Source organism: Bradyrhizobium sp. 23 (genome assembly GCF_023073295.1).
Lineage (GTDB): Bacteria > Pseudomonadota > Alphaproteobacteria > Rhizobiales > Xanthobacteraceae > Bradyrhizobium > Bradyrhizobium canariense_D.
This window is the reverse complement of record NZ_JADPJF010000124.1, coordinates 204,283-207,199: the sequence shown is the minus strand read 5'-3', so window position 1 is coordinate 207,199 and position 2,917 is coordinate 204,283. Positions and strand designations below refer to the sequence as shown.

The 2,917-nt window shown below is 63.4% G+C and carries 1 protein-coding gene and 1 pseudogene; both read right to left on the bottom strand.

Annotation, left to right across the window (positions count from 1 at the left end):
• A partial coding sequence (locus IVB32_RS30230; RefSeq protein ID WP_247412284.1) for a tetratricopeptide repeat protein occupies positions 1–2,185 on the bottom strand: 2,185 nt, incomplete at its 3' end.
• Between the two features lie 125 nt (positions 2,186–2,310).
• Positions 2,311–2,917: pseudogene (locus IVB32_RS30225) on the bottom strand (acetylglucosamine transferase); the annotation flags it as partial.

The following is a 2,917-nucleotide window of genomic DNA, read 5'->3' as shown; positions in this document are numbered from 1 at the left end:
GGTAACCCGCCTCGAGCTCCCGCGTGTAGGTCTCGACATTGCCGGCGGGCGAAGCCGCGATCCGGGCCGGCAATTCCGTGCGCAATTTCGCCAGATAATCGGGCTGTGACGCAAACCTGCGAGCAATCTCGACATAGCCATTGTCATCTTCGGCCACCCAGTCGCCGAGGCCGACGGCAGTCACGATAGAGGCGCCGGCACGCGAGGAGGCCCCGATGCCGAGCTTGGCCACGACGGGAACGCCCTTGTAGAGAGATTCCCAGGTGCTGATGCCGCCATTTTGCGGGAACGTGTCGAGGGACATATCGACCTGGGCGAAAGCCGCCAGATGGTCGTCGCGCGAGGTGGTGCCGAGGCAGGTGATGTTCTCCTCGACAACGCCCTGCGCGAGGAAACGCGCGACCAGACTATCGCGCAGCAGGGGATCATCGAGCAGACCATGCTTGAGGACCATCTTCGATCCCGGCAACTCCCGCATGATGCGCGACCACACACGGATCGCATCATCCGATATTTTGTAGATGCGGTTGAACACGCCAAAGGTGACGTAGCCGTTGCGGAGCATCGGCAGCTCCGAAGGCGCCTGATCCGAGACAGGCTCCATGGTGATCAGACACGGCAGATCGTAGATTTTCTCGGCAAACAGATGCCGAACCGACGGCGGAATGAAAATGGGATCCGCGAGCACGTAGTCCATAATCGGCATGCCTGTGCCCGTCGCGTGTCCGAAGCCAGTGGCCTGGATCGGGGCCGGCTTACGCGCAAAACACTGCAGCCTGTTACCGGTCGTGTGGCCCGAAACGTCGATCAGGATGTCGACATTGTCGGCCTGGATACGATCGGCGAGTTCGTCGTCCGAAAGCCCCCAGGCATCGACCCAGACGTCGGCCAATGATTTGAACATGGCGGTGTACTCGTCCGCGCCCGGCCATGAGTAGTAGCAGATGATTTCAAATTTAGTGTGATCATGATGGCGCAGCACTGGCAGCAGCGTGAGCCCCGCGGAGTGCTGCCGGAATTCGGCAGCGACATAGCCGACCACGATCCGCTTTTCCGGGTCCAGCGGCCGCTTCGGCAACTCCCTTCGCGGCTGCTTGGAGCCGATCTGGTCCCACCAGGATTTTCGCACCGCCTGCTGGACCACGAAATCGGCCTCGGCGCGGTAGTCCTCCAGGAAGATCTTTCCTCTGATCGCATCCCCATAGTCCGGCCGGACTGCCAGCGCGCGATCGAGATACTCGATCGCTGCGTCCATGTCCCCCTGGTTCGAATAAGAGAAGCCCATCAGCGCCAGCCCCACCTCGGAGCGCGGATTTTGCTCGATCAGGGCCGTTGCGGCTGCCATCGCCTGCGCGGTCTTTCCCATGACGAGGCAGGCCTGGGCCTTGCCGCGTAGCGCCAGCTCGAGCTTGGGCGAGATCGCAAGCGCCGCCTCGAAATCCGCAAGCGCGGGCTCCAGGCGCTGCAACTCGTAACTGAGCCGCCCGCGTTGGGCCACGATCCTCGGCGAGCCGGGCTTGATCGCCAGCGCCATGGCAAATTTGGCGGCCGCCTCGTCGTGGTGCCGCAGCTCCATGCTGACCATGCCGCTGCCGACGATAGCCTCGGCGTGACGGGGCTGAAACAGCAGGGCGCGGTCGAAGCTTTCCTTGGCGCGCATGATCTGTCCAAGCACAATCTCGACCATACCGCGATTGCAGAACGCGTCGGCATAATCCGGCTTGATCTTGATGGCGCGCTCATGCAGCTCGAGCGCCTGTTCGTACTGCCCCAGATGCATCAGCGTGTTGCCGAGGTTGGTCAGCGCGACCGCAAAATTCGGCTTTAGCGCGATGGCCCTCTCCTGGCACCGCCGCGCCTCCTCGTAATTGCCGAGATCGAAATGCACGGTCGCGAGGTTGCTATGGGCATCGTGCAGGCGCGGATCGAGCACAATCACGCGCTTGAGCAGCTGTTGCGCCTCCTCCAGGCGCCGGCCGTCATGCGCGCACATGCCGAGCAGGTGCAGAGCGTCGACATGATCGGGCAGCGCTTTAAGGATCTCCCGGCAGAGTGCTTCAGTCTCAGCATATCGGCCCTGGCCATAGGCGGTAGCCGCGGCGGAGAGGACGGCGTCCGCCTGCTTCATCAATTTCTTCTGCAATCGCGCGTTCTGGAATGCGCGCGCGCCGCCGCTGCTCTGCAAGGTGTCTCTCCGGAAGATGGCCCGGGGCAGAGTCTAACTGATTCGCAAGCCCGACCTGCCGGTCAGCTGGCACGGTGACACCCCCGGGATTTCCCGGGGCTCAGCGGCCCGGCGCTGCCGGTCCCCTACGCAACCTCGCTGCCTTCGACAGCCGCGGCACAGTAGTCGCGCCAGAACTGGCGATAGCCCGCTTCGACCTCGCGCGTGTAGATTTCGACATTGCCGGCGGGGGACGCTGCGATTCGGGCCGGCAAGCCGCTGCGCAACCTCGCCAGATACGCCGGCTGCGCCGCATATTTGCAGGCGATCGCGGCATAGCCCTCGTCGTCCTGCGCGATCCAGTCGTCGAGACCGACCGCAGCCACGATCGAACCACCGGCACGCGACGAGGCGCCGTTGCCGAGCTTGGCCACGACCGGAACGCCGGCATAGAGCGATTCCCAGGTGCTGACGCCGCCATTTTGCGGGAACGTGTCGAGCGATATGTCGACGTTCGCAAAGGCCCGCAGGTGCTCGGGGCGCGGCGACGAGCCCAGGCAGGTGACATTCTCCTCGGCAACGCCCTGTGCCACGAACCGCGCGACCAAATTGTCGCGCAACATGGGATCGTCAAGCAGGGTATGTTTGACGATGATCTTCGAACCGGTCACCTCGCGCATCAATTTCGACCACACCCGGATGGCCTCGTCCGAGATCTTGTAGATGCGGTTGAACACGCCGAAGGTGACATGG